17 protein-coding genes are annotated in these 19970 nt (G+C 59.7%); 6 read left to right on the forward strand and 11 right to left on the reverse strand.

Annotation, left to right across the window (positions count from 1 at the left end; genetic code table 11):
- Positions 1–199 precede the first annotated feature (199 nt).
- From dmeF to ACIPY9_RS20985, 7 genes are all read right to left on the reverse strand, one after another.
- Complete coding sequence (gene dmeF, locus ACIPY9_RS20955; protein WP_400705876.1) at positions 200–1129, reverse strand: CDF family Co(II)/Ni(II) efflux transporter DmeF; 930 nt, start codon at positions 1127–1129, stop codon at positions 200–202.
- Between the two features lie 77 nt (positions 1130–1206).
- Positions 1207–1482, reverse strand: a complete 276-nt coding sequence (locus ACIPY9_RS20960) for a metal/formaldehyde-sensitive transcriptional repressor (RefSeq protein WP_400705879.1) — start codon at positions 1480–1482, stop codon at positions 1207–1209.
- 66 nt (positions 1483–1548) lie between these two features.
- On the reverse strand, positions 1549–3582 hold the full coding sequence (locus ACIPY9_RS20965) for an LTA synthase family protein (protein ID WP_400705882.1): 2034 nt from the start codon (positions 3580–3582) through the stop codon (positions 1549–1551).
- A gap of 131 nt (positions 3583–3713) precedes the next feature.
- The gene (locus ACIPY9_RS20970) at positions 3714–4298 is read right to left on the reverse strand and encodes a hypothetical protein (RefSeq protein WP_400705885.1); all 585 of its coding nucleotides are present in this window, start codon (positions 4296–4298) and stop codon (positions 3714–3716) included.
- Positions 4295–5593: an exo-alpha-sialidase gene (locus ACIPY9_RS20975; RefSeq protein ID WP_400705887.1), complete on the reverse strand. Its 1299-nt coding sequence runs from the start codon at positions 5591–5593 to the stop codon at positions 4295–4297. Before ACIPY9_RS20975 ends, ACIPY9_RS20970 begins: the two co-directional genes overlap by 4 nt.
- Positions 5594–5635: 42 nt before the next feature.
- On the reverse strand, positions 5636–6181 hold the full coding sequence (locus ACIPY9_RS20980) for a cytochrome b/b6 domain-containing protein (protein WP_400705889.1): 546 nt from the start codon (positions 6179–6181) through the stop codon (positions 5636–5638).
- The gene (locus ACIPY9_RS20985) at positions 6181–6447 is read right to left on the reverse strand and encodes a PepSY domain-containing protein (RefSeq protein ID WP_400705891.1); all 267 of its coding nucleotides are present in this window, start codon (positions 6445–6447) and stop codon (positions 6181–6183) included. The genes ACIPY9_RS20980 and ACIPY9_RS20985 overlap by 1 nt, the downstream gene beginning before the upstream one ends.
- Before the next feature lie 168 nt (positions 6448–6615).
- On the opposite strand from ACIPY9_RS20985, the gene ACIPY9_RS20990 reads away from it, so the two are divergent.
- The gene (locus ACIPY9_RS20990) at positions 6616–7278 is read left to right on the forward strand and encodes a response regulator (protein WP_400705893.1); all 663 of its coding nucleotides are present in this window, start codon (positions 6616–6618) and stop codon (positions 7276–7278) included.
- A complete protein-coding gene (locus ACIPY9_RS20995; protein WP_400705896.1) occupies positions 7275–8660 on the forward strand; it encodes an ATP-binding protein in 1386 nt (461 codons plus the stop codon). The genes ACIPY9_RS20990 and ACIPY9_RS20995 overlap by 4 nt, the downstream gene beginning before the upstream one ends.
- Positions 8661–8799: 139 nt before the next feature.
- Here ACIPY9_RS20995 and ACIPY9_RS21000 read toward each other — a convergent pair whose 3' ends face one another.
- The 3 genes from ACIPY9_RS21000 to ACIPY9_RS21010 form a co-directional block, all read right to left on the reverse strand.
- Entirely contained in the window at positions 8800–10191 is a 1392-nt protein-coding gene (locus tag ACIPY9_RS21000; RefSeq protein ID WP_400705899.1) for an amino acid permease, read from the reverse strand.
- 274 nt (positions 10192–10465) lie between these two features.
- Positions 10466–11752 carry an NAD(P)/FAD-dependent oxidoreductase gene (locus ACIPY9_RS21005; RefSeq protein WP_400705902.1) on the reverse strand — a complete coding sequence of 429 codons (1287 nt, stop codon included), beginning with the start codon at positions 11750–11752 and terminating at the stop codon, positions 10466–10468.
- Positions 11753–11815: 63 nt separating this feature from the next.
- Entirely contained in the window at positions 11816–13306 is a 1491-nt protein-coding gene (locus tag ACIPY9_RS21010) for an aldehyde dehydrogenase family protein (RefSeq protein WP_400705905.1), read from the reverse strand.
- A 145-nt stretch (positions 13307–13451) separates the two neighbouring features.
- On the opposite strand from ACIPY9_RS21010, the gene ACIPY9_RS21015 reads away from it, so the two are divergent.
- From ACIPY9_RS21015 to ACIPY9_RS21030, 4 genes are all read left to right on the forward strand, one after another.
- Positions 13452–14363: a LysR family transcriptional regulator gene (locus ACIPY9_RS21015; protein ID WP_400705908.1), complete on the forward strand. Its 912-nt coding sequence runs from the start codon at positions 13452–13454 to the stop codon at positions 14361–14363.
- A gap of 149 nt (positions 14364–14512) precedes the next feature.
- Positions 14513–15763, forward strand: coding sequence for an aspartate aminotransferase family protein (locus ACIPY9_RS21020; protein WP_400705911.1), 1251 nt, complete (start codon positions 14513–14515; stop codon positions 15761–15763).
- 42 nt (positions 15764–15805) lie between these two features.
- Positions 15806–17176 carry a VOC family protein gene (locus ACIPY9_RS21025; protein WP_400705914.1) on the forward strand — a complete coding sequence of 457 codons (1371 nt, stop codon included), beginning with the start codon at positions 15806–15808 and terminating at the stop codon, positions 17174–17176.
- Between the two features lie 394 nt (positions 17177–17570).
- Positions 17571–18899: a DUF3100 domain-containing protein gene (locus tag ACIPY9_RS21030; RefSeq protein ID WP_400705917.1), complete on the forward strand. Its 1329-nt coding sequence runs from the start codon at positions 17571–17573 to the stop codon at positions 18897–18899.
- Positions 18900–18946: 47 nt separating this feature from the next.
- Here the strand turns inward: ACIPY9_RS21030 and ACIPY9_RS21035 are convergent, their stop codons facing one another.
- Entirely contained in the window at positions 18947–19864 is a 918-nt protein-coding gene (locus ACIPY9_RS21035) for a LysR substrate-binding domain-containing protein (RefSeq protein WP_400705920.1), read from the reverse strand.
- Positions 19865–19970: the final 106 nt, after the last annotated feature.

Consider the following 19970-nt stretch of genomic DNA (forward strand, 5'->3'; position numbering starts at 1 on the left):
TTGAAACGACAAGAAACCGCATCCAGGCGAAATAAGCCCTCAACATACAGACTGCCAGCAATATCTGACAGGGGGTTTCAAGAATTACCGATGAAATACAGTAGCTTAAGCATCGGAAATTTCCTGTCTCTGATGTGAGAATTCTTACCTACAAGACAATTTCAGAGTCACCGCTCAACCAGAACACCGTGATTTCGCATCACGCCATCCGGCATTCAATTGTCAGATGCGACACTTCATGTACGTCGCGCAAGCGCTCCCGGATCACCTCGGCTGACACATTTATTTCAGACTGCACACTCACGATGGCCGCCCGGGCCTGCGGGCCGACCTGCCAGACGTGCAGGTCGGTGATTTTCACATCGCCATCCGCCTCCAGCACCTCGCGGATTTCCTGCGCCACATGCTCGTCGGTCACATCGAGCAGAACATTGGCGCTGTCCTTGAGCAGACCGTAAGCCCACCGGGCAATCACACAGGCCCCGACAATCCCCATCAGCGGGTCGAGCCAGACCCAGCCCAGATAACGCCCCGCCAGCAAGGCACCAATGGCCATCACGGACGTCAGTGCATCAGCCATCACATGCAGGTAGGCAGAACGGAAATTGTTGTCGCCCCCATGTGGGTGCCCATGCTCATGCGAGTGGGTGTCATGAGGGTGGTGATGGCCGTGGCCGTGATCATGCCCGCCCGACAACAGCACAGCGCTCAATACGTTCACGGCAAGGCCGATGACCGCAATCAGCGTGGCTTCGCCAAAGGCCACTGTCGCAGGTTGAAACAGGCGCACCAGCGACTCGATGCCAATCCCCAGCGACACCATGAACAGGATCAGTGCCGAGGCGAATCCCGCCAGATCCCCCACCTTGCCGGTTCCGAAGCTGAATCGCCCATTGTTGGCGTTGCGTCGGGCAAAGGCATAGGCCCCCGCGGCAATGCCCAATGCACCGGCATGAGTCGCCATGTGAAAACCATCGGCCAGCAGCGCCATCGAACCGGTGATATACCCGGCTGCGATTTCGACCACCATCATCGCAAACGTCAGGGCAACGACCCACAAGGTGCGGCGGGCGTTTTCATCGTGGGATGCGCCCAGAAAGACGTGGTCATGGCTGTGTTCATTCGTCATCGTGAAGATTCCTGGCAAGACCTGCCCTCTCCATTCAGGCCAATGGCATGGATGGCGAGCAGACCGAAAGGGGGGATTCATTTGGAATAGCGATGGATTGCCTCGAGCAACTCTTCCAGGCCCTGAGCCCGTTCTTCGTCACTCAATCCGGGACGCGCCACATGTTCACGGGCATGCGCTTCGATGATCTGGTCAAGCAGGCCATTGATGGCCCCGCGAGTGGCCGCGACCAAGTGCAGGGTCTTTGCACAATCGACCTCCCCCTCCAGTCCACGCTCGATCGCCTGCACCTGTCCGGCAATGCGCCGGACACGCTTGAGCAGATCATCCTTTTCGGCCTGCAAATGAGCCATACCATACCCCCCCTACCTATATTGAGTGCAAGCCTAGATGGTTATGAAGGAGATGGCAAATTCAAATCAACGCACGTTGCGGTACAGCATCAGACGTGAACTCTCATGCAGTCCTCGCGTCAGCTCACGCAATCGCTCGAACTCCTCGGGGTGTTGCCCGGCCACATTGTCCAGCGGCGTGCGTGAAGCCAGGTCATGCAAAGTAGGCGAGCGGCCGTCGTGCTCCATCTGCAACAGAAAGTGCCGGGTAACGGCGCCAATCAGCGGGAAGGTGCCTTCACGCAGGACCAGCGGCACCACACGCTCGCCTTCCGGTGCCGGTTGCTGGATATCGCGCCCCATGGCCCCGTTGCTGAACTCGACACCCACCATGCCCGCCACGGTCGGCAAAAGATCCGCCAGCCCCACCGCCTCTTCGATGACACGAGGCTTCAACAGCGCCGGCGCGTGAATGAGCAGCGGGACGTTGTTGCTTTCCAGACCCAGTTGCTCGAAGGCCGGAGCCATGTGCGGGATCTGACTGATCCGGGTGTTATGGTCGCCAAACATCACGAAAATGGTGTTTTCGTAATAACCGCCCGCCTTGGCCATTTCCATCAGACGACCGATATTGAAATCCAGCAGGCGTACGGCGTTGTATTGCTCGACACTGCGCGAACCCGCTGCCTGCACCTGCTCCAGACTCAGGTTGCTGACCTCGAAACCGTCGTTCTCCTTGGGAATGGTGAAAGGCCGGTGATTGCCCGCCGTCTGCAGATAAGCGAAAAACGGTCGATCCTTGGGCAACTCACGCAGGATCCTGTCGCTTTCCTTGAACAGGTCCAGGTCGGAAATGCCCCAGACGTCCACCTGCGGTGAAGTCCAGTCGCGTTCGTCATACAGGCGCACATCATCGATGCTGCGGCGAATAAGGGCGTTCATGTTGGCCCAGCCCGAGTTGCCGCCGATCATGTACAGCTTCTGGTAATCCTTGAAGTCATTGATGATCGTGTTCTGGCGGGTCAGCAACGGATGGCGCGTCGCGGTTTCCTGACGGGTCACGTCCGGGACTCCGGTGATGCTGGCCCAGACCGTCTTGGCCGTGCCGGTCACCGGGACATAGAAATGTTTGAAGAACCAGCTCTGGGTCGCCAGACGGTCCAGATTCGGCGTGGGATTGAGCGGGTTGCCATAGGCCCCGACCGCGCTGGTGCCCAGGGATTCGAGCATCACGAAAATCACGTTCGGCGCACGTTCACCGCCAACCCGATAAGGCTGCACGGCTTGCTGACGCTGAAAAGTCAGACTCTGAGGATCCGGCTGCGGCACGCTCAGGTACCTGACGACCGCGTCATAGTGGCGGCGCACCTGATCTTCGTCGTAGCGCGACTGTGCGACCTTGAGCGTGTCATACAGGAACAGCGCCGGGTTGAGCCCCAACGCCGCCACGTGGTTATTGCCGGAGAAAAACGCATCGCTCCAGCGCAGCGGCACCGGGTTTTCCAGGTTGAGGTTTTCCACCCTTCCCAGCAGCCCAAGAAAGGTCGCGCCTGCAATCACGACTGCGCCCCAGGCTGCCGACCATCGCTTGACCGGACGCGGCGCTCGCTCCAGAGTGACGTGCTCCAGCCAGAACAGGACGCGTCCCAGCCCCAGCAACGTCAGCAGCCACCCGAGGCTGATCCACACCACCGGGTAGGTTTGCCACACCATGTCGCGAGAGATCTGTGCATCGTCCAGATACCGCAGGACGCTGGCGTTGAGCCTGACGCCAAGATAGGCGTAATGGCCGAAATCGATGATGTGAATCAGCGTCAGCATACCCAATGCCAGCAGCAAAAAGGATCGGCCGATCCAGCGCAAGGCACGCACACGGACCATGTTCCAGCGCGGCAGGCACAACAGGAACGCAACCGGCAGAGACACCAGCAGCGCCAGACGCAGGTCGAAGCGCAGACCGATGCCCAGGGTTTGCGCCACGGTAGGGTCAGTGAACAGTTGCCCGGCGTCTATCCCGGAAAAGCGCCAGAAGAACACGCCTCTCAACAGCGTCGACAGCAGGAAAAACAGCACGATGATGCCTGCCCAATAGCGCAGGCGTCGTGATTGCAGCCAACTCATTTTCATTCCTCTCGTTAGGCTATCGCGGGGTGTACGCCAATCATTGTGGGAGCGGATTCATTCGCGAAGAGACCGGTACGCCCAATACATCTCTGCTGTCAGAAAAACTGTCTTCCCGAATAAATCCGGTCCTACCCGGCTCGGGTGCGGTAAAGACGCCGCGTCACGAACACCAACAACGCCCCGCAGCAGTACAACGCCAGCAGCGGATCGATCAGGTAATCCCAGTAGTTTTCCGAAGGCTTGATGCGGAAGGTGAAGGCCAGCGTGGCCAACGCCAGCATCAAGGCACTCAGGTGGCTGCGCAGGTACAGCAGCCCGAGGGTGACGAAACCGACGACAATGATCATGGGCCGTGGGTTGAAACCCCAGCGGTAGGGGTCGAAGTACGTCAGGCCCAGCGTCGCCGGATACAGCAGCAAGGCCAGTGTGCCCATGACAGACCACACCAGCACGCGCTGGCGATTTTCCAGTGGCTGGATCAACCCCAGGCGCTGCAGGCTCAGCCAGACCAGCCCCACCAGACTGGTAATCGCCAGGTCATCGCTCAGGCTGCGCACATAGGCGGCCAGCGACAGACCATCGATGGAAATCACACTCACCAAAGAGGCTCCGGCCAGTATCGCCAGTCGCCAGCGCAACGAGGATGTCCATGAAGCCAGAATCAGAAACAGCGTCAGTGCAAACGCCAGATGGGCCAGCCATTGAGCAATCATAGAAAGTGCTCCGCCAGCCAGGCATCGTTGAAGCTGACATGCTTGATGAAGGTGTTATTCCAGGAATACACCACGTGATACATGCCGTCCGGGCTGCGGATGAAGTACGGGTATTCATATTCGAAATCACAGCCCTGGGGCGAGCAGACCCGCTGATCCAGATTGCTCAGGAACTCGGCTTCCAGAGGCTGACGTCGAGCGCCGCTGGAAGCTCTGAAGCCTTCACCAAGGATTTCCCGATAAGCCTCCAGCGAGAATGGATTGCCCAGCGGGTCGGGGGACTTGTCCAGATCGATCACGGGCCGCCACTGATTCATCTGCTCGTCGGTGCCGTACAGACTCAGCTTGAAACGGCCGTCTCGCAGATCGTTCAAGGCCACCAGCAGGCCGCGCCCCGGCACACCGACCGCCGCCAGCGACGAGTTGGGATTGCTCGGTTCCAGCGGCGTCGGTTCACTCCAGGTCTGACCGCCGTCTTCGGTACGGCTGGCCAGCACGCGGTGATAGGTATTGCCTGCATAACGCAGCAATGCCACGGCGCGCTGACCGTCCAGCGGCACGACCGTGGGTTGCAGGGAGTTGGTGCCACGGCTGATGCGGAACTTGTCGATCACATCGCCGTTGGGGCTCAAGTACAGGTACTCGGCAAACTTGCCCAGAAACTCGTGATAGACCGGCAGGCCAATGGAACCGTCGGCATGAAACACCGGAGCGGCGCGAACCAGCGTGCTGATGTTCAGGAAAGGTGAAGTAATGAGCTGACGCGGTGCCGACCAGGTCACGCCCATGTCTTGGGAGACCATGGCATTGACCGAACTCCCCGCCCAGCCGCCCACCGAGACCGACACATAGAACAGCCACAGACGTTGGTCCGGAGCCAGTGCAACGACCGGGTTACCCAGTTTGCGAATGTATTTCCCGGTTCCGGCCTGGGTGGACTCTCGGGTCGCCAGCACCTGTTCATGACCCCACTCGCCAGCACTGGCATCGAAACGGGCCGCACGAATCTCCACGTCCCCGGCCCCTTCCCGAGAACCGGCGAACCACACCGACATCAGGTCGCCACCGGGCAAGGCCGTGACGGCCGAGGAATGAACGAAATCATCCAGATCCGAGGAAGCGAAACGCGAGTTGTACATCGCTTGAGGGGCTGCACCCTCAACACTGACCGGCGCCGCACTCACGGCAAAGGAAGACAGGGTGTGCAACGGATGGCTGAGCCAGGCGCTGAAAAAGATCGTGACAACAGCAAGGCCTGCGCTCCATGCAGCCAGCTTTCGGGAAATAACAGGCATGACAATCCATCACCGTAGCGAAAGAAAATTAAAGGGGAATATTCAGTGGTCGGTTTCGTCAGGCAGCGCTCGCCGTTTGCCGGTCAGCATCGACAGAGGCAGGTTGTCACGCACCTGGAAACTCTCGAAAACCGCTGCCGCCATGTGCAGCAGCACCAACACACACAATGCGTCGGCCAGGGTTTCATGGATCTGCAATGGCCAGTCGGCGCCCCACAGGGCGTCGACCTCCTCCATGAGCCAACCTGTCAGGCCGATGGAAAATATCAACACCATCATCAGGACCATGACCAGCGCGCCCAGAGGCGAATGGCCGAGCCGGTGAAAAGGCCGCCTGTCGATCAGCGCGCCAGCATGAGCGCGCAGGCGGCCCGGAGTCGGCCAGAAATCGCTCCAGCGCGCACTGCGCGGCCCGATGAATCCCCACACCACTCGCACAGCCAGCCAGGCCACCGAGTAATAGCCCAGCCAGACATGCCAGTCGCCACCGGCTTCGTTGAAGAAGTAGTTGGCGATGAAAACACCCGCGACAGACAGATGAAACAGCCTGACCACAGGGTCCCACAGGCGCAGGGAAACGCGGCTCATCAGCCTTTGATCTCGGTCTTCACGGCCTTGCCGGTGACCGGGTCGTGGTAGATCTCGACCTTGCGCTTGTCCTTGTCGAAACCGTAGATCTCGTAGCAGTTGCCGTCAGTGACCTTGAACTTGCTGATCTGGTAACCCTGGGCCTTGAGTTGTTCCTGGAATCTGGCCTGATCCTGCCATTGGGACTTGTCGGCTGTGGTGCATTGCGGGCCGGCCAGGGCAAGAGGGCTGGCCATCAGCAGGGAAATCAGCAGGACTTTACGCATGGTGAACACTCGCAGCAGTTGAAGGAGCTCCTACTGTGCGAAACGAGTCTTAGGAAAAGCTTAAGGCGCAACAGCTCGTTACATCTTCCCGGACATACGGCACTACGCGGCCTTGTGGCGGAACGGCATGATGGCGCCCTTCTCCCAGACTCCCCGTTCGGACCCTGTATGCGCCTGCTTCTCGTGGAAGACGATCGTGCCATCGGCCAAGGCATCAAAGTGGCCTTGAACAGCGAAGGCTACACACTCGACTGGCTGGAAGACGGGCTCAGCGCCCTGCACGCTCTGCGCAGCGAGCGCTTCGATCTGTTGCTGCTCGACCTGGGCCTGCCGCGCCTGGACGGCTTCGATCTTCTGCGCCAGTTACGCGCCGAGCAGCAATCGTTGCCGGTACTGGTGCTGACCGCCCGTGACGGCACCGAAGACCGGATTGCCGGGCTGGATGCCGGTGCCGACGACTATCTGGTCAAACCCTTCGACGTCAATGAACTGAAAGCCAGGGTCCGGGCCTTGCTGCGCCGCAGCCAGGGGCGAGCACAACCCTTGATGGAACACGCGGGCATCAGCCTGGACCCGGCGTCCCAGCAAGTCAGCTATCAGGGCAACGAAGTGCCCATGACCCCCATGGAGTATCAATTGTTGCATCAGCTGATGATCCGCCCCGGCAAGGTGGTCACCCGCGAGCGCCTGTCCACGACGCTGTATGGCTGGCAGGACAAGGTCGAGAGCAACACGCTGGAAGTCTTGATCCATAACCTGCGCAAGAAACTGTCCACCGACCTGATCCGCACCGTTCGCGGCGTCGGCTACCTGCTGGAGCTCAAGGCATGACCTCGGTACGCGCACGCATTCTGGCCCCGGTCCTGCTCTTGTTGCTGCTGGGTGATCTCATCATCGGCCTGCTGGTGTTGCGTGACAGCCACCATGAAATCGAAGAGGTCTACGACGCTCAACTGGCGCAAAGCGCACGCTTGCTGCAAGGCGTACTGCGCCAGAGAGCCCAGGGGGAGCAGGATCTGGACAAGCTCTATCAGGCCTTCGATGAAGCCATGAGCCGGGTGGGCACCAGCGGCGTTGCCCACCCTTATGAAACCCGACTGACCTTTCAGGTCTGGCGCACATCGGGCGAACTGCTGGTGCGTTCTGCCGAAGCCCCGATACTCAGTGAACCGCCCCGCGAGGAAGGCTCACATGACCTTGTGGAAAATGGCAATGAATGGTGCGGCTTCCTGCTGGCCGATCCACAACAGGGTTTTCTGATCTGGGTGGGTGAGCGCGACGACGTACGGCAAGGGCTGATCCAGATCATCGTGAGTCATACCGTCTGGCCGACGGTGATTGGCGTTCCGCTGCTGATCGTGTCCATCTGGCTGGTGATCGGCTGGGGTTTGCGTCCGTTGCAGTCGATGGCACGGGTAATCCGCAAGCGAGACGCCGAAAGCCTGGAGCCTCTGACCCTGTCACCATTGCCGAAAGAACTGGAACCCATGCAGACCGCGCTCAACCGCCTGCTGACCCAGATCGATCATCTGCTGGAGCGCGAGCGACGCTTCATTGCCGACGCAGCCCATGAGTTGCGCACGCCCCTGACCGTCCTGCGCATTCACGCCCAGAACGCCCGTCAGGCCGAACTTCCCGAACAACGTCAGGAGGCGCTGGATTTCATGGTGCATGGCGTGGACCGGGCAGCCCGTATCGCCAGCCAGCTCTTGACCATGGCCCGGCTGGAACCCCATCAGAATCCGGAGCAGTTGAAGACCTTTGAACTCAAGACACTGGTTCAGGAGGAAATGGCCGAACTCACGCCACTCGCTCTGGAAAAGCAGGTCGAACTGGTGCTTGAGGCCGATGAGGAATGCGTGATTCACAGTGATCCGGGTGCAATCACCATTGCGCTGCAGAACCTGCTGACCAACGCTCTGAACTTCGCCCCGGCCGCCAGCGAGATTCGGGTCGTGCTGCAGCGCCAGAATGACGGCAACGCCCACCTGAGTGTCGAAGATGCCGGCCCCGGCATCGACGAACACCACAAGGCGCGCCTGCTCGAACGCTTCTACAGCCATGGCAACAGCAATGGTGCCGGATTGGGGCTGGCAATTGTCGACATGATCGTGCGCAAGCTGCAAAGCAGCCTGCACCTGCACAACGCCCCGCAAGGCGGGTTGTGTGCGCAGTTGCGGATCTGCAATCAATCATCGCCTCTTCGCGAATGAATTCGCTCCTACAGCGCCCGTAGGAGCGGATTCATCCGCGAAAAATACGCCCTGCAAGGCGGGTTGTGCGCGCAGTTGCGGATCTGCAATCAATCGTCGCCTCTTCGCGAATGAATTCGCTCCCACCCACCGTGAAAAATCAGGCCCCGGACGCTACATACGCTCCGGTCACCTTCCTGCGGCGCAACAAGGCAATCAGCAGAATGAAGCCCGTCACGCCAGCGGTCATCAGGGTTTCATAGCGATAGTTCGGGCTGATCAGCATGTAACCCAGCACCAGCGTGATCAGTGCAATGACGCACCAGGTCAGCCACGGGAACAGCCACATCTTGAAGGCCAGTTCGTTGCCGTCCTTTTCCAGCATCGCCCGCATCCGCAGTTGGGACACCGCGATCACCAGATACACCAGCAACGCAATGGCGCCGGTCGTGGACAGCAGGAAACCGAACACCTTGCCGGGAAAGGCATAGTTCACGAAGCAGCCGGCAAACCCTGCCAGCGTGGAAAGAATCACCGCCACCGTCGGCACGCCGCTACCGGAAACACGCTTGATCGGCACAGGCGCTTCACCTCGCGCACTCAGGGAATACAGCATCCGCGAAGCCGTGTAGAGGCCGGAGTTCATGCAACTGGTCACGGCCACAAAGACCACGATATCGACCATCAGCTTGGCACTGGGGACGTTGAGGACTTCCAGCGCACGCTGAAAGGAGCCCACTTGCAGCAGGCGCGGGTCGTTCCAGGCCACCAGCGACACGATGAAGAAGATCGAGAAGAGGTAGAAAATCGCGATGCGATACACCACCAGGTTGGTGGCCTTGCGAATCTTCTCTTTGGGGTTGGCCGTCTCATCGGCAGCGATGGTGACGATTTCTGCACCGAAGAACGAGAAGATCGTTACCAGCACACCGCCCAGCACCGCCCCGAAACCGTTGGGCATGAAGCCGCCGTTCAGCCACAACTGCTCGACGCCGGAGGTTTCGGCCAATGGCCAGAAGCCCAGTACGGCCAGGGTGCAGACCGCGATGAACGCCAGGATCGCAATGACCTTCACCAGCGCGAACCAGTACTCGAACTCGCCGAAATTCTTCACGCTCACCAGGTTGGTGCAGGACAGCGTGATCATGATCAGGAAAGCGAACAGCCAGGACGGCACCGAAGGCATCCAGGCGTGAAGAATGTCGGCCCCGGCAATCGCCTCGACCGGGATGATCAACACCCAGAACCACCAATACAGCCAGCCGATGGTGAATCCGGCCCAAGGCCCGATGGCCTGCCCCGCATAGGTCGAGAACGAACCGCTGTTCGGGTTGGCAATCGCCATTTCACCCAGCATGCGCATGACCAGCAAGACCAGCAGACCGGCAATGCCGTATGAAATCAGGATCGCGGGGCCGGCGGTGGCGATGGCATTGGACGAGCCAATGAACAGACCGGCACCGATGATGCCGGCAATGGAAATCATCGAAACCTGACGAGATGTCAGCCCGTGTTTCAGGGAGCGATGCTCGTTCTTTTTATGAGAAACCATGTTCTACCCTCAACGTGAACGTTGCACAGGGCGGCACGCAAAGAGGCAGCCCGACGCGCAATCTGTCTTGAATAAGCGTTGTTATTGGCGCAGCGTGGGCTGCTTTATTGGCTTACGTTCAAACGGAATTCAGATAGACCGGATGCCGAAAGACTGCCACGGCAAAGCCGGGCGAGTATGGAACTTGCCATTTGGATTTCCTTGCATTGATTTCGACGGCAGCAGAAATGGAATGAAGTTTTTTTGTTGTATGGCGTTTTATTCTTCTAGGAAATCAGAGTACGACGCGCAGGCATTGCCCCGCGTGATACAGGGTAAAACCGGCATCGTAGGCCAGAGTGCGCAATGAACTGCCCGTCACGGTCTTGCTCTTCGAGAAACTGACCGGCAAGGCCTTGGCATCCTCGGTGAGCAGGTAGTCCGCAAAGCATTTGCCCACCAGCGTTCCCGTGGTGACACCCCGGCCATTGAACCCGGTTGCCGCCAACAGCCCCGGCGCAGGCTCGAACAGGCGCAGCAGATGGTCTGGCGTAAAGCCGATACGGCCCGTCCAGGTGCATTGCCACTCGACCTTGCCCAGTTGCGGGAAGTAATGCTGCTGGATGCGGTCGGCCCATTGGCGAATGAACCACAGCGGGTAATTGCCGGCATTGCCCAGGCTGCCGAGCAACAGCCGCCCGTGTGCATCACGGCGAATGCTGCTCAATACCGTGCGGGTGTCCCAGGAGCCCTGCCCGCCCCGCAGAATGTTTGCCTGCTCCGGTCCACTGAGCGGCTGCGATGCCACTTGATAGTAATAACCGGCAAAGATGTGATCCTTCACATCCGTCCATTCGCCTTCGGTGTAGGCATTGGAAGCGATGATGACTTTTTCGGCCCGCACACTGCCCTTGTCGGTGGAAACCTTCCAGCCATCGTCGGTGCGTTGCAGGCCGGTGACGGGCGACTCACCGAACAGCAGACCGCCACGGGCAACCACATTGATTGCCATGCCGGACGCATAGGCCATCGGGTTGACGGTCCCGGCCCGGTGATCGAGCAACGCACCGGCGATCTTGTCGGTGCCGCAGGCGTCTTCACACGTCTTGCCGGTCAGCAGTTCGACATGGGCACCGCGCCGCTGCCATTGTTCGGCACGGCTGCGCAGGTCATCCAGCCCCTTGGCGTTGTGCGCCATGTGCAGGGTGCCGGTACGGGTTTCCTGGCACTCGATGCTGTATTTATCGATGGTGGAGAACACCAGTGCCGGAGCAGCCCCCAATGCACCATTGAGGCGACTGGCCTCGGCACTGCCCAGCACTTTTTCCAGCTCGTCCGGCGCAACCCAGGTCCCGGCGTTGACCAGCCCTACGTTGCGACCCGAACCACCGTGGCCGACCTGATGGGCCTCCACGATGCAGACCGACTTGCCGCCCTCAAGCAATTGAAGTGCAGCCGACAGACCGGTAAAACCGGCCCCGATGATGCAGACATCCGCCGTACGCTCACCGATCAGTGGCGGATTGAGCGGCCGCTGCGGCGTCAGTTGCTCCCACAGACACTCTTGACGAAATGGCGCCATTGCAGAACTCCAGCCTGCGCGATGAAGAGTCAGGCCCGCCCCGCGAGCCTGATACCCTGTGTGTCAGTCGAACACGATGCCCTGAGCCAGTGGCAGCTCGCGGGAATAGTTGACGGTGTTGGTCTGACGACGCATGTAGGCTTTCCAGGAGTCGGAACCGGATTCACGCCCGCCGCCGGTCTCCTTCTCACCGCCAAACGCCCCGCCGATTTCCGCACCGCTGGTGCCGATGTTGACGTTGGCGATGCCGCAATCACTGCCCGCAGCACTCTGGAAGGCCTCGGCTTCACGAATGTCAGTGGTGAAAATGCAGGACGACAGGCCCTGTGGCACTTCGTTGTTCAGGCGCAGCGCTTCCTCGAACTCATCGTAGGCCAGCACGTAGAGAATCGGCGCAAAGGTTTCATGACGCACCACATCGCTCTGGCCGGGCATTTCAGCGATGGCGGGCGTCACGTAGTAGCCGTTCGGGTATTTGTCCTGCAACTGACGCTCGCCACCGAAGACTTGCCCGCCTTCGTCCCTGGCCTTGGTCAGCGCATCCTGCATGGCCGTAAACGCCTGTTTGTCGATCAGCGGGCCGATCAGATTGCCTTCACGCGGGTCGCCCACGCGCACCTTGCCGTAGGCCGCCTTGACCTTCGCCACCACTTCATCCTTGATGGAGCGATGCACGATCAGGCGACGTAGCGTGGTGCAGCGTTGACCGGCCGTGCCCACCGCACTGAACAGGATGCCGCGTACGGCCAGATCCAGATCGGCGCTCGGGGCCAGAATCATCGCGTTGTTGCCGCCCAGTTCCAGAATGCTGCGACCGAAACGGGCCGCCACACGTGGACCGACTTCACGGCCCATGCGGGTGCTGCCGGTGGCGCTCACCAGCGGTACACGCGGGTCATCGACCAGCACCTCACCGGCCTCGCGATCACCAATGATCAGTTGGGCCAGCCCTTCGGGCGCATCACCGAAGATTTTCAGGGCTTTCTCGAACAGCGCCTGGCTGGCCAGTGCGGTCAGCGGGGTTTTCTCGGACGGCTTCCAGATCACCGGGTTGCCACAAACCAGCGCCAGCGTGGTGTTCCAGGCCCAGACCGCCACCGGGAAGTTGAACGCACTGATCACGCCGACCACGCCCAGCGGATGCCAGGTTTCACGCATGTGGTGACCGGGACGCTCGGAGGCAATGGTCAGGCCGTACAACTGGCGGGAAAGGCCGACCGCGAAGTCGCAGATGTCGATCATTTCCTGCACTTCGCCCAGACCTTCCTGAGTGATCTTGCCAGCCTCGATGGACACCAGCTCGCCCAGCTCGGCCTTGTGCTCGCGCAGCACCTCACCAAAGATACGCACCAGCTCGCCACGACGCGGGGCCGGGACCGTGCGCCACTTCAGGAAAGCACTCTGGGCACGTTCGATACGCGCCAGCACCTGTGTCTTGTCTTCCAGGCTGACGGAGGCAATCTGGCTGCCATCGATCGGGGTGTAAACGGGATAGTCCCCTTCTGTGTAGGCACTTTTCGCAACACCCAGGCTTGCTAACAAATTGGCGACCACATTGATTCTCCTGCAGATGACACTGGTTGAAATCATTGATGTGGATCAGTATTGATCCGCAACAGTCCTTGTCACAAACGACCATTTAGAAAAACATGATTCCGTTTTGGAATGATTCATCTCGCACGTCAACAGGTAACCGGTAATGTCCAAGCGTTTGATGCCCTCAACGACCGCCTTGCAGTGTTTCGAAGCCGCGGCCCGTCATTTGAACTTCACACGCGCCGCACAGGAACTGCACCTCACCCAGAGCGCCGTGAGCAAGCAGGTCGCGCAACTGGAAGAGATGCTTTGCCACCCGCTGTTCCAGCGTATCCGTCGTCGCCTGCACCTGACACCGGCGGGCGAGCTGTACATGGCCGAGGTGAGCAAGATCCTCATTCAGGTGGACATGTCCAGCCGTTATATCCTGACCTACGGCGGCGAAACGGAAGTGCTGAAAATCGCCACCCAGCCGACCTTCGGCGACCGCTGGCTGGTGCCGAACCTGAAGGGGTTCAGCAGCCAGAACCCCGGTATTCACCTGGATATCCGCAGCGAGCTGGAGCCCTTCGACCTGGTCCGGGCCAAGGCCGATGTGGCGTTCTTTTTCGGTCAGGGCACCTGGCCGGGTGCCACCTGCATCGAGCTGTTCAAGGAAGAAATGGTGCCGGTGTGCGCACCGGAATGGATTGCCCGCCACAGCATTCCCAGCGCTCAGGCGTTGACCGGCCATATCCTGTTGCAATGCACCTCACGGCCCGAGGCCTGGCATGAATGGTTTCTGGAGCAGAACCTGCACTCGCAGAACAGTTATCACGGCCCGCGTTTCGACACCTTCTACATGTGCATCCGCGCGGCCCAGGCCGGTTGCGGCATTGCCTTGATCCCGCGCTATCTGGTCAGCGACGAACTGGCCGAAGGCAAGCTTGTCATTGCCTGGGATCACGCCATGCAGAGTGACGGTTCGCACTTTCTGGCCCATGCCGAGCATTCGGCCCAGGTGCCCAAGGTCAAGGCCTTCGTGGAGTGGATCAGGCAGCGGGTAAAAGCCCGACATTCAGAATTATTGGAATGACACAGCGATTTTATTTCGTTTGCGGGGTATGCCCGTTGTTCGTTTAGATAGATGCAACGTCCAACACAGCAGGATGAAGCAATGTCTTTGCGCATGCCCCCTCATACCTTGAATCGAACCCGCCGTGATGCGTTGCCGGAGCATTTCCAGTGAGCAACGACAATATCAGCGCCTCCATTTCATTCGTTCATCCTGTCACGCTTTCCCACGGCAAGAACGCCGAAGTCTGGGACACGACCGGCAAGCGTTACATCGACTTCGTCGGCGGCATTGGCGTGCTGAACCTGGGCCACTGTAACCCGCAGGTGGTCAAGGCCATTCAGGAGCAGGCCGAAAAGCTGACCCATTACGCGTTCAATGCCACGCCCCACGATCCGTACATTCAGTTCATGGATCAGTTGGAGCGCTTCGTACCGGTCAACTACCCCTTCAGCGGCATGCTCACCAACAGCGGCGCAGAAGCAGCGGAAAACGCCTTGAAGATCGTGCGCAGCGTGACCGGACGTTCGGCAGTGATCGCCTTCGACGGTGCCTTTCATGGCCGCACCCTGGCGACGCTGAACCTCAACGGCAAGGTCGCGCCCTACAAGCAACGCATCGGCTTATTGCCCGGCACGGTGTATCACCTGCCGTTTCCGAGCAAGGACACCGGTGTCACGACTGAAGAAGCGTTAAAGGCCATGGACCGTCTGTTCAGCGTCGAAATCGATGTCAGCGATGTGGCCTGCTTTATCTTCGAAGCCGTTCAGGGCGAAGGCGGCTTCCTGTCCATGGAGCCGGAATTCGCTCAGGCATTGCGCACGTTCTGTGATGAGAAAGGCATTGTGCTGATTGCCGACGAGATCCAGTCAGGCTTCGGACGCACGGGTCAGCGCTTTGCGTTCAGCCGTCTGGGGATCGAGCCGGACCTGATCCTGCTGGGCAAAAGCATCGCCGGTGGCATTCCGCTGGGGGCTGTCGTGGGCCGCAAGCATTTGCTCGACACGCTGCCCAAGGGCGGGCTGGGCGGGACCTATTCCGGCAACCCGATCGGCTGTGCAGCCGGGCTGGCGTCGCTGGCGCAAATGACCGATGAAAACCTGTCGCGCTGGGGCGAAACCCAGGAAAACATCATCGTCACCCGCTACCGTTCCTGGCAGGAACAGAAGCTGTCGCCTTATCTGGGCAGGCTGACCGGTGTCGGGGCCATGCGCGGTATTGAACTGCGCACACCCGAAGGCGCTCCAGCCACGCAACAACTGGCCCGACTGCTGCAATCGGCCAGAGATGCCGGGCTGCTGTTGATGCCCAGCGGCAAGTCACGCCACATCATTCGTTTGCTGGCACCGCTGACCATCGAGCCGGAAGTGTTGAATGAAGGGCTGGATATTTTCGAGCGTTGCCTGGCGGCCCTCGACTGAACGCGACCTGTTGACTGGAATTTGTGCGGAGAAACGATCCAGATGAGCACTGCAAGCTTTGCAAACCGTGATGATATTCGAGCCAGCTTTTCACGCGCCATGTCGCACATGTACAAGACCGAAGTCCCGCTCTACGGCACCTTGATGGAGCTGGTGGCCGAGGTCAACGACGGTGTCATGACCCATCAGCCCAACGTGCTGGAGAGTCTGAAGCAGACCGGCGAGATCCAGCGTCTGGACATGGAGCGCCACGGCGCGATTCGGGTCGGTACGGCTCTGGAACTGGCCACCCTCGCCCGCCTGTTCGCGGTCATGGGCATGGAGCCTGTGGGCTATTACGACCTGACGCCCGCCGGTGTGCCGGTTCACTCCACGGCATTTCGGGCCGTGCATGAACAATCACTGCAAACCAGTCCGTTCCGGGTCTTCACCTCTCTGCTGCGCCTTGAACTGATCGAGAACGATGAGCTGCGTACCTTTGCCGCACAGGTGCTGGCCAAGCGTGAAATCTTTACCCCCCGAGCGCTTGAGCTGATCCAACAGCATGAGAAGGACGGTGGTCTGAGTGAAACGGATGCCGCCGAGTTCGTTCAGCAGGCACTGGAAACCTTTCGCTGGCACAACACCGCGACGGTTTCGCTGCACGACTATAAGCAGCTCAACGCTCAGCATCGCCTGATCGCCGATGTGGTCGCCTTCCGGGGCCCGCACATCAACCACCTGACGCCACGTACGCTGGATATCGATGCCGTGCAAGTCGGCATGCCCGGCAAAGGCATCACGCCCAAAGCCGTGGTGGAAGGCCCTCCGCGTCGCAATTGCCCGATCCTGCTGCGCCAGACCAGCTTCAAGGCGCTGGAAGAAGCCATCACCTTCATCGATGAGTCAGGCAGCCATTCGGCGCGCTTCGGGGAAATCGAACAACGCGGTGCAGCGTTGACGCCCAAGGGGCGGGAGCTGTACGACCAGTTGCTCAATGCGGCCCGTGACGAACTGGGCGAATTCCCCAACGAAGCCAATGCCGTACGTTACGCGCAACTGCTGGAGAAAACCTTCCAGGCCTTCCCCGACAGTTATCAGGAAATGCGCGAACAGGGCCTGGCCTACTTCCGTTACTTCCCGACCGACACAGGTATTGCCGCCCGCAACAACGGTCAGTTGAGCAACGACCTGGAACAACAGATCAAGGCCGGGCACGTCCGCTTCGAGCCGCTGGTGTACGAAGATTTCCTGCCGGTCAGTGCAGCAGGCATCTTTCAGTCCAATCTGGGTGACGATGCGCAGTCCCACTACGCAACCAGTTCCAACCAGGATGAGTTCCAGAAAGCCCTGGGCCGTCAGACACTCAATGAACTGAAGCTGTATGCCGATACCCAGCGCCGGTCAATCGAGACGGTCATCAACCTTATATAAAACCTGTCGCGGATGAATCCGCTCCTACCATCTCAATGCCCCCGTAGGAGCGGATTCATCCGCGAAGAAGTCATTGCAACCGATGAGTCTTTATCGGCTGGAATACCGTCTTCGCGGATGAATCCGCTTCTATCTGTGTTCACTTAAAGGCAACGATAAATAAAGTTCGCAATATTGGTGGGCAGCATGCCGCTCTGCATACTCGCACCCAAGGTTCATAGCAGCCTGGGTCGAGATGACGATCTGACCTTCATAAAAACATTCAGCCCCACAAGGGTTTCCATGCACCGCATGGACTTTTAAAGCTGCCCCGGGCGCCACAACGCGCCTACCTGAAAAGCATAAAAAAGATTGATAAGGCCTTAAAGGTCATTCAGCAGGCAAGGGGATCATCATGCAACACTCACAGGCCGCAGTCGCGGGCGACAAGGAGGCTGTTTCAGCCACCGTAAAACTGTATACCTGGGCCGCGATCATCCTCATCGCCGCCGAGCTGATCGGTGCGATCAGCATTCCCCTTGGTCCTGGCAAGGTCGTCCTGCTACCCATGGTCTGGGCACTGGTCCTGGGCGCGGTGATCGGTATCGCCAGCCGCCGCATGCCGGGCACCATCGGCATCGATCACAGCACGCAATTGCGTGCGGCTTCCATTCTTCAACCGGCCCTGTTGATTTTCATCGCCAAGCTCGGCCTGGTGGTCGGCGGTTCGCTGCCTGTGGTCTTCGCTTCTGGCTGGGCACTGATGTTCCAGGAATTCGGCCACTTCGTCGGCACCGTCATCCTGGGCCTGCCCGTTGCGCTGATGCTGGGCATCAAGCGTGAAGCCATTGGCGCAACCTTCTCTGTGGGCCGTGAACCCAGCCTGGCAATCATCGGTGAACGCTATGGCATGGACTCTCCCGAAGGTCGCGGCGTACTGGCCGAATACCTGACCGGCACCCTGTTCGGCGCGCTGTTCATTGCCATCGTGGCCGGTTTCATCACCAGCCTGGGCATCTTCCACCCCAACTCGCTGGCCATGGGCTCGGGCATTGGTTCCGGCAGCATGATGGCCGCCGCAGCCGGTGCCATCGCCGCGCAGCAAACGCCGGAAGTTGCCAAGGAAGTCATGACCCTGGCGGCGGCCTCGAACCTGATCACCACCACCATCGGCACTTACTTCACTCTGTTCATCTCCCTGCCGCTGGCGGTCTGGGGTTATCGGGTGCTGGAGCCGCTGATCGGTCGCACCACCAAGGCGTCCATCACCAGCGAAAACATCAGCAGCAAGGATGTTTCCCTGGAGGTTCCCGAGCTGAGCTGGGCCGGCAAGGTCAGTGCGTGGCTGGCAGCCGGTGCGCTGGCACTGATCGCCAACTATGTGGGCTACAAGACCTTGTCCGCGGATGCCTTTACCGGCATGGGCATCATGATCTTCTGTGCCTTCGTCGGTGAGATTCTGTGCAACCTGGTGCGCCGCAAGATTCCGGCCGTGTGCATGGTGTCTCTGGTGGCGATGTTCCTGACCTCCCCGGCCTGCCCGTTCGCGGCAGAAATCTCCCGCATGAGCAATTCGGTCAACATGCTGGCCGTGATTACGCCGATGCTGACCTTCGCGGGTCTGTCGATCGCCAAGGATCTGCCGGCATTCCGCCGCCTGGGCTGGAGGATCGTACTGGTGTCGTTCCTGGCCAACCTGGGCACCTTCATCGGTGCAGTCCTGATCGCTGAAATGTTCCATTGATCCGGTCTGCCGGTCTCTGAAAGGGCGCGCCGATTGGCGCGCCCTTTTCATTTGGCCTGTGACGCTTCGCTCACCAGCCAGTCATGGACCGCACGACGCGACGGCGTGCTCAACGCCCCTTCGCGATAAGCCAGCACGTATTTCTTCTTGGCCTTGATGGGATGCCCGAAAGGCACGATCAACGAACCCTGCTCCAGTTCGTCGGTGATCAGCGCCTTGCGTGCGATGGCCACCCCCATCCCCATTCTGGCCGCATCGATGGTCAGGTGATTGCGGTTGAAGGTATGCCCACGCCGGACATCGATCCCGACAGCCCCGATAGCGGCCAGGTAAAACTCCCACTCGGCATATTCATAGCTGCCACGCCAGGCGGTGATGTCGTGCAACAACGGGAAATGCACCAGCTGGCTTGGCGTATCCAGCGGCGGTTTGCCTTCCAGTAGCATCGGCGAGCAGACAGGGAACAACTCCTCCTCCAGCAAGGGCGTGGTCATCAGGCCGGGGTAGCTGCCGTCGTTGAGGTCAATGGCCAGATCGAAGTCGTCGTCGCGCAACGAGCCGCTGCTGTCTTCGGCAATGATCCGTAATTGAATATCGGGAAAGGCTTCCTGCAAACGAGGCAGGCGTGGCATCAGCCACTTGCCGAGAAACGAAGGGATGCAGCGCAGCTTGAATACGCCCCCGATCCGCCCGGAATACAAGAGGCGCAATTCGTCGCTGATACGGCTCTGCACCTCATTGGCCACCAGCGCCAGCCGCTGCCCTTCGGCAGTCAGCTCAAGCCCACGTCCGACCCGATGAAACAGGGCGAAACCCAGACGTTCCTCGAGCTGACGCATCTGCTGGCTGATGGCGCCAGGCGTGACATGCAGCTCTTCGGCGCAACGGGTAAAGGAAAGGTGTCTGGCCGCGCAGGCAAAGACCTGTAACCAGGCGTGCATCTGTGCGTTGAAGATTCTGCTCATTGAAGAGTTCCGCTAAAGCGTTGCATAGGAACAATCGTTTGTCGTTTGAAGGCCATCCGGCCAAACATTGGAGCCATTAAAAAGGGAGTCCATAACTCCCATGGAA

The organism is Pseudomonas sp. NPDC089734, from assembly GCF_044748865.1.
Lineage (GTDB): Bacteria > Pseudomonadota > Gammaproteobacteria > Pseudomonadales > Pseudomonadaceae > Aquipseudomonas.